Source organism: Acidobacteriota bacterium (assembly GCA_003696075.1).
Classification (GTDB): domain Bacteria; phylum Acidobacteriota; class Polarisedimenticolia; order J045; family J045; genus J045.
In genome coordinates this window covers 1-5,759 of record RFHH01000018.1, presented here as the reverse complement: position 1 = coordinate 5,759, position 5,759 = coordinate 1, and the positions used below count along the sequence as shown (strand labels likewise).

The following is a 5,759-nucleotide window of genomic DNA, read 5'->3' as shown; positions in this document are numbered from 1 at the left end:
CCCCCGCTCCGTTCCGACCCGCGCCCGCTCCCCGGCGGCCCCTCGGCCGCTCGCGGGCATTATGCACGCGCAGCCGGCGGGCGGAGCGGAGATGATCGGGGCGCGCGGGTGTGCCAGGATGGCCGGCCCGGGCGGCGGCCCGGGGAGAGGTGGTGCTCGTGGAATCGGCGTGGCCGGAGATCACCGAGGACGCGGCCCGACCCTGGGCGGGACGGACGGTCGTCGTCACGGGAGGGCTCGGATTCATCGGCTCGACGCTGGCGATCGCGCTCGCGCGTGCCGGTGCGTTTCCGAGGATCCTCGACAACCTCGATCCCCTCTACGGCGGAAACTGGAGGAACGTCGCGCCCGTCGCCGACCGCGTGACCGTGCTGGTCGCCGACATCCGCGACCGCCGGGCGCTCCGCGCCGCGCTGGCGGGAGCGGACGCCGTGTTCCACCTGGCGGCGCAGACGAGTCACATCGACTCGATGCGCGATCCGTTCCTCGACGCGGACGTGAACGTCCGCGGCATGCTGCTGCTCCTCGAAGCGATCCGGCGCGAGGCGCCGGAAGCCGTTCTGGTGAACGTCGGGACGCGCGCGCAGTACGGGGCCGCCGGGAACGGCCCGATCCGCGAGGACACGCCGGCGCGGCCGACCGACGTCTACGGCGCCTCGAAGCATTGCGCCGAGCAGTACGCCCTCGTGTACCACCGGTGCCACGGCCTCGACGTGCGGTGCGTGCGGGCGACCAACGTCTACGGGCCGCGCCACCAGATGAAGCACGGCCGCTACGGCATCCTGAACTGGTTCGTGCGCCTCGCCCTCGACGGCGCCGAGCTCCCCGTCTACGGGGACGGATCGCAGCGCCGCGACTACCTCTACGTAGACGATCTCGTCGACGCGCTGCTCCGCGTCGCGGGCGGCCCCGCCGGGGAGCTCGCGGGACGGGTCTTCAACGCCGGAACCGGCTCGGGGACCGCCTTCGCGGAGATGGCCCGGCAGGTCGTCGCCGCGTGCGGCAGCGGGAGGCTGCGCCACGTGCCGTGGCCCGAGGAGCGGCGGCGGATCGAAACGGGGGACGCGGTGCTCGACGCGACGCGCCTCCGCGACGCCACCGGCTGGAATCCCCGCATCGCCCTGGCGGAGGGGATCGAACGGACGGTCCGTTTCTACCGGCGGGAACGAAAGCACTACTGGCCGCCGGCCGCGTGACCCTGCCGGGTTTACTCGACAAATAGCTTGTGTTAGCCTCGTCCCGCGAGCGCGCCGGGCCGGGAGGGTCTCGACCGTCGGTGCGAAGCACGACGCCGTTCACCGCTGCGCTTCCGACAGGAGAGCCCCGATGGATCCCCAGGCCGGCCGCTTCGATCCCGTCCGATACAAGCAGACCACGCGCGAACAGTGGGAGGAGGCCGCGGAGGCCTGGCACCGCTGGGGCTCGCTGCTCTCCCGCTGGCTCGGGCCCGCCACCGAGACGATGCTCGACATGGCCGGGGTCCGGGCCGGGGATCGCGTGCTCGATGTCGCGGCCGGAGCGGGCGATCAGACGATCGCGATCGCCCGGCGCGTCGGCCCCAGCGGGAACGTTCTCGCCACCGACCTGTCGGGGGCGATCCTGGAGTTCGCTGCGGAGCGCGCGCGGGCCGAGGGCCTGGACAACATCGACACCCGCGTCCTGGACGGCGAGGATCTCGAGCTTCTCGAGCCGGCGTCGTTCGACGCCGTGGTCTGCCGGGTGGGCATGATCTACTTCCCCGACCAGAAGCGCGCGCTGGCCGGTATGCGGCACGCCCTCAGGCCGGGAGGGCGCGTCGCCGCGATGGTCTACTCCACAGCGGAGGCGAACGGCTTTTTCTCCGTGCCGGTGTCCATCATCCGGCGCCGGGCGCGCCTTCCAGCTCCCCTCCCCGGCCAGCCGGGACCGTTCAGTTTGGCCGGCGACGCGCTCCCGGCCGCCCTCGCGAGTGCCGGCTTTTGCGATGTCGCCGTCGAGGTGGTGAACGCGCCCGTCCGGACGAGCAGCGCCGCGGAATGCCTTCGGTTCGAGCGGGAATCGTTCGGTGCCCTGCACCAGATGTTGTCGGGCTTGTCCCCGGCCGACCGGGAGGTCACCTGGGCGGAGATCGAGGAGGCGCTCCGGGAATTCGAGGGGGAGGATGGTTTCGTCGGTCCGTGCGAGCTGTTGATCGCCTCCGGAACGAAGTGAGCCGCGGAGCGCCGCGGGGCGGCGGACCGCCTCAGAAGAGCCTGTCCGGGCCGCCCGGCGCGCCGACGTGCGCCGCCGCGCGCGCCGTCGCCACCCGGCCGCGCGGCGTCCGCTCGATGAAGCCGATCTGGATCAGGTACGGCTCCACCACCTCCTCGAGCGTGTCCGGCTCCTCCCCGAGCGAGGCGGCGAGGGTGTTGAGGCCCACGGGCCCGCCGCGGTGGTGGTCCACGATGACGCGGAGAAAGCGCCGGTCGAGGGCGTCGAGGCCCATCTCGTCGATCCCGAGGCGCTCGAGCGCATCCCGCGCCACGTCGATCCCGAGGCGCCCGCCTCCTCTCACGTCGGCGAAGTCGCGCAGGCGCCGCAGCAACCGCAGCGCCACGCGCGGGGTGCCGCGGGACCGCCGGGCGATCTCCTCCGCGGCCTCCTCTTCGATCTCCACCCCGAGCCGCTCCGAGGCGCGGAAGAGGATCCGGACGAGGTCCTCCGGCGGATAGAACTCGAGCCGCTCCACGATCCCGAAGCGGTCCCGGAGCGGCGCGCTGAGGAGTCCCGACCGCGTGGTCGCCCCCACCAGCGTGAAGGGGGGCAGCTCGACCCGGACGGAGCGCGCTCCGGGCCCCTGCCCGATCGTCAGGTCGAGCGCGAAATCCTCCATCGCCGGGTAGAGAACCTCCTCGACCGCGGTGCCGAGCCGGTGAATCTCGTCGATGAACAGCACGTCCCCGGGCTCGAGGTGAGTCAGGAGCGCGGCCAGATCGCCGGCCCGTTCGATGGCGGGACCCGACGTGGTGCGCAGATTCGCACCCAGCTCGCCTGCGATCACGTGCGCGAGGGTGGTCTTGCCCAAACCGGGCGGCCCGGCGAAGAGGACGTGGTCGAGGGGGCGCCGCCGGCGCCGCGCCGCCTCCAGATAGACGGCGAGATTGTCCTTGAGCCGCTGCTGGCCGACGTACTGGTCGAGTCGGCGGGGGCGCAGGTCGGCCTCGACCCGGAGTTCCTCCGCCAGCGGCTCGCCGGCCACGATCCGCTCGCGCGCGCCCTCCCCCATCAGGAGCCTCCGAGACGCCGCAGGCTGGCGCGGATCAGTTCGGGAAGATCGCCGTCGAAGCCGGCGGCGAGCACCTGGCCGACCGTCCGCTCGGCCACCTCCCTCCGGTACCCGAGGCTCTCGAGGGCCGCCGCGCCGTCACCGGCGAGCGGATGCCGCCGGACGGCTCCGGGATGAGGCCGGCCAGCAGGCACGAGGTCTTCCTCCGGCAGCCGGTCCTTCAGTTCGAGCAGGAGGCGCCGGGCGGTCTTCCGCCCGATCCCGGGCACGGATTCGAGCGCCCGCGGTTCCTCGTCGGCCACCGCGCGGGCGAGCTGCGCGGGACTGAGCTTGGACAAGACCGCGAGGGCCAGCCGCGGGCCGACCCCGGTGACCCCGAGGAGAACTCCGAACAGGCGCTTCTCGGCGGCGGTGGCGAAGCCGAACAGCTGCAAGGTCTCGTTCCTGAAGCTGGTGACGACCTCGAGCGTCACGCGCTCCCCTTCCGGCGGGAGCGCCTCGTAGGTGCCGAGCGGTACCTGGAGCTCGTAGCCGACGCCGCCGACATCCACGATCACCACCGGCCAGCTCTTCCGGGCGAGGCTTCCCGTGATCCGCGCGATCATCGCACGCTCGCTCCCTCGAAGGAGGCGTGGGCCCGGTGGCAGACGGCCGCCGCCAGCGCGTCGGTGGCGTCCTCGGGATAGTCCGCCAGCGGAAAGCGCGAGAGCCCGGGAACGGTCCGCGCCAGCGCCCTGCGGACCTGGTCCTTGGGCGCCGTCCCGTTCCCGCAGACGCACTTCTTGATCGCGGCCGGCGCGTACTCGACGACGTCGATGCCCGCGCGCCCCAGCGCGGCGAGCACCACTCCCCGCGCCTCGGCCAGCGCCAGGGCCGAGCGGACGTTCCGGTGCTGGAACAGGCCCTCGACCGCGGCGACGTCGGGGTGCCGATCGGCCAGCCACGCCTCCACCTCGCCCAGGAGCCGGGCCAGCGCCGCGCTCCGCCGCCCGCGCGCCGGAAGCGACCAGGACCCCAGCTCCAGCGCCACGATCTCGCCTCCGCGGAACTCGGCCAAGGCGTAGCCGGTGCGGCGGGAACCGGGATCGATTCCGAGGATGCGCAGCGAACTCATCGGCCCCCCGCGCCCCCGCCCCGCGCGCCGCGCGCCGTGGGGCAGCCGACTCTTCCGAGTCCTCGCATCGCCGGCTCAGGCGCTCTCGACCACCTGGCAGTTGGCCGACACCTTCTGGACGTCGTCGTGCTCCTCGAGCGCCTCCAGGAGGTTCAGGAGGCTCTCGGCCTCCGAGGCCTTCACCTCGACGAAGTTCTGCGGGAGCATCGCGACCTCGGCCGACTCCATCGGCACCCCCGCTGCCTCGAGCCGGTCCCTCACGTCGTGGAAGTCCTCCGGGCTGGTCAGCACCTCGTAGAATTCGTCCTCGGTGCGCACATCCTCCGCGCCGGCCTCGAGGGCCTTTTCGAGCAACTCTTCCTCTTCGATCCCGGCCTTCGGGACGGTGATGTAGCCCTTCCTTTCGAACATCCACGCGACGCTGTTCGGCGAGCCGAGTTCACCCCCGTACTTGGAGAACAGATGACGGATGGCGGACGTGGTCCGGTTCCTGTTGTCGGTGAGAGCCGAGACGAAGATCGCCACGCCGTTGGGGCCGTAGCCCTCGTAGAACACCTCCTCGAAGGCCGCGGCTTCGGTCTCCCCCAGGCCCTTCTTGATCGCCTTTTCGATCTTGTCGTTCGGCATGTTGACGCCGCGCGCCGCAGCGATCGCCGCACGCAGCCTCGGATTCGCCGAGGGATCGCCTCCCCCCGTCCTCGCGGCGACCATGATCTCGCGCGCGACCCGGGTGAAGGCCTTGGCGCGCCGCGCGTCCTGCGCCGACTTCCTGTGCTTGATGTTGGCCCACTTGGAGTGGCCGGCCATCGCTCGCCTCCCGGCTGGGGCCCGGGCGCGGGATCCCGGAGCCCGGGGCCGCCCGACCGGCGGCCGCGGTCCAGTTTACCATCGGGCCCCGGCAGGCGTTCACGGGAAAGAAAAGGCCCCCGGCTTCCTGACGGAAGTCGGGGGCCCGGATCAAATCCCCGGCGGCGTCCTACTCTCCCACGCGGTTTCCCGCGCAGTACCATCGGCGCTGAAGGGCTTAACTACCGTGTTCGGGATGGGAACGGGTGTGGCCCCTTCGCTATGGCCACCGGGAAATTCTTCTTCCTGTCAAATCCTCCCGTGACAATCCGGTGTTCGGGTCTGGGTCACTTGGTCAGCGTGAAGCGCACGCCCATCGAGAAAACGTAGCCGCCGTAGTCGAGCCTCCCGCCGTTGAGGAAGTACTCCCCGGGCTGCGGCCCGCTCCACGCCTCGTGCTCCTCCACGATGCCGCCGATCCCGATGAGGGCGGCGAGCCCCGCGCTTGGCGCGGGCGCCTCCACGAACACCCCGTTGGGAGTGGGCGTGCCGAATTTCTCTCGCCCGTCGGCCGTGATCCTGATCTCGTCGCGCGCCCAGGAGAACCGCACCTCT

Annotated in this window: 7 protein-coding genes and 1 rRNA gene; 2 read left to right on the top strand and 6 right to left on the bottom strand. The window is 72.0% G+C overall.

Annotated elements, in window-relative coordinates; genetic code table 11:
* The first annotated feature begins 110 nt into the window (after positions 1-110).
* Both D6718_00895 and D6718_00890 read left to right on the top strand, forming a co-directional pair.
* The gene (locus D6718_00895) at positions 111-1,196 is read left to right on the top strand and encodes an NAD-dependent epimerase/dehydratase family protein (protein ID RMG48855.1); all 1,086 of its coding nucleotides are present in this window, start codon (positions 111-113) and stop codon (positions 1,194-1,196) included.
* Positions 1,197-1,326: 130 nt separating this feature from the next.
* Positions 1,327-2,190 (top strand): methyltransferase domain-containing protein, encoded by an 864-nt coding sequence (locus D6718_00890; GenBank protein RMG48854.1) that lies wholly within the window; start codon positions 1,327-1,329, stop codon positions 2,188-2,190.
* A 31-nt stretch (positions 2,191-2,221) separates the two neighbouring features.
* Here the strand turns inward: D6718_00890 and ruvB are convergent, their stop codons facing one another.
* The 6 genes from ruvB to D6718_00860 all read right to left on the bottom strand — a co-directional run.
* The gene (ruvB, locus tag D6718_00885; GenBank protein ID RMG48853.1) at positions 2,222-3,244 is read right to left on the bottom strand and encodes a Holliday junction branch migration DNA helicase RuvB; all 1,023 of its coding nucleotides are present in this window, start codon (positions 3,242-3,244) and stop codon (positions 2,222-2,224) included.
* A complete protein-coding gene (gene ruvA / locus D6718_00880; GenBank protein RMG48852.1) occupies positions 3,244-3,849 on the bottom strand; it encodes a Holliday junction branch migration protein RuvA in 606 nt (201 codons plus the stop codon). Before ruvA ends, ruvB begins: the two co-directional genes overlap by 1 nt.
* Positions 3,846-4,358: a crossover junction endodeoxyribonuclease RuvC gene (locus tag D6718_00875; GenBank protein ID RMG48851.1), complete on the bottom strand. Its 513-nt coding sequence runs from the start codon at positions 4,356-4,358 to the stop codon at positions 3,846-3,848. The genes ruvA and D6718_00875 overlap by 4 nt, the downstream gene beginning before the upstream one ends.
* A gap of 75 nt (positions 4,359-4,433) precedes the next feature.
* Positions 4,434-5,165, bottom strand: coding sequence for a YebC/PmpR family DNA-binding transcriptional regulator (locus tag D6718_00870; protein RMG48850.1), 732 nt, complete (start codon positions 5,163-5,165; stop codon positions 4,434-4,436).
* A gap of 156 nt (positions 5,166-5,321) precedes the next feature.
* Positions 5,322-5,438 (bottom strand): 5S ribosomal RNA (rrf, locus tag D6718_00865).
* Between the two features lie 53 nt (positions 5,439-5,491).
* On the bottom strand, positions 5,492-5,759 hold a 268-nt coding region (locus D6718_00860), incomplete at its 5' end, for a hypothetical protein (protein RMG48849.1).

Coding starts and splice junctions, on each gene's coding strand:
- D6718_00890 (RMG48854.1), top strand. CDS start 1,327: ATGGATCCCCAGGCCGGCCGCTTCGATCCCGTCCGATACAAGCAGACC.
- D6718_00875 (RMG48851.1), bottom strand. CDS start 4,358: ATGAGTTCGCTGCGCATCCTCGGAATCGATCCCGGTTCCCGCCGCACC.
- ruvA (RMG48852.1), bottom strand. CDS start 3,849: ATGATCGCGCGGATCACGGGAAGCCTCGCCCGGAAGAGCTGGCCGGTG.
- ruvB (RMG48853.1), bottom strand. CDS start 3,244: ATGGGGGAGGGCGCGCGCGAGCGGATCGTGGCCGGCGAGCCGCTGGCG.
- D6718_00870 (RMG48850.1), bottom strand. CDS start 5,165: ATGGCCGGCCACTCCAAGTGGGCCAACATCAAGCACAGGAAGTCGGCG.